The sequence below is a fragment of the Streptococcus sp. oral taxon 058 str. F0407 genome (assembly GCF_000235485.1).
In the GTDB taxonomy this organism is placed as follows: domain Bacteria; phylum Bacillota; class Bacilli; order Lactobacillales; family Streptococcaceae; genus Streptococcus.
In genome coordinates this window covers 1-645 of sequence record NZ_JH378875.1, presented here as the reverse complement: position 1 = coordinate 645, position 645 = coordinate 1, and the positions used below count along the sequence as shown (strand labels likewise).

Sequence of the window (645 nt, the reverse complement as noted above, 5' to 3'; positions counted from 1 at the left end):
ATAACCCCGGAGAGGCTATGCCTCTCTTTTTGTGTGCCGTTGAGGGAGGAATAAGTATAGAATAGAGGAAAGAGATCCATAGGCTCTCGCATTCTGCTAGACTAAAGGCAGAAAGGAGAGACCTATGAAACTGAAAGAGTTATATGAAGAAAGCAAGGGGATTGTCCATAAGTGCCGGAAGGATTATCATCTCCATCTGTGGGAGAAAGAGGACTGGGACCAGGAGGGCATGATGTGCCTCTATGAGCTAGTCAGTCACCATCCAGAGTTACTAGAGGGAGAACGTCACCGACTATATGTGTGCTTTAAAACCAAATTCCGCAATCGCATCCTAGACTACATCCGTAAACAAGAAAGTCACAAGCGCCGTTTCGACAAAGAGCCCTATGAGGAGGTGAGCGAAATCAGCCATCGCCTAGGCGAAAAAGGACTGAGACTAGATGATTATTATCTCTTTCACGAACTTCTAAGTAATTACAGAGCAAGTCAGAGTAAAGAAAAACAAGAACAACTTGACCGTCTAATGGGAGGAGAATGTTTCAAAGGACGCAAGGCACTCCTAGGAGAATTAAGAGTAGTATTGAGTGATTTCAGATAAGATGAAAATAGGCAAAAAAGTTCTTGACAAAGGGGAAAAAGCAGGTA

General features: G+C 43.6%; 1 protein-coding gene. It reads left to right on the top strand.

All coding sequences use genetic code 11. The annotated features are described in order from the left end of the window. Positions 1-124: 124 nt before the first annotated feature. Positions 125-598, top strand: coding sequence for a hypothetical protein (locus HMPREF9184_RS00210; protein ID WP_000768130.1), 474 nt, complete (start codon positions 125-127; stop codon positions 596-598). Positions 599-645 lie beyond the last annotated feature (47 nt).

What these genes read in the sequence shown, in the direction of transcription:
- HMPREF9184_RS00210 (WP_000768130.1), top strand. Translation starts at nt 125, where the DNA reads ATGAAACTGAAAGAGTTATATGAAGAAAGCAAGGGGATTGTCCATAAG.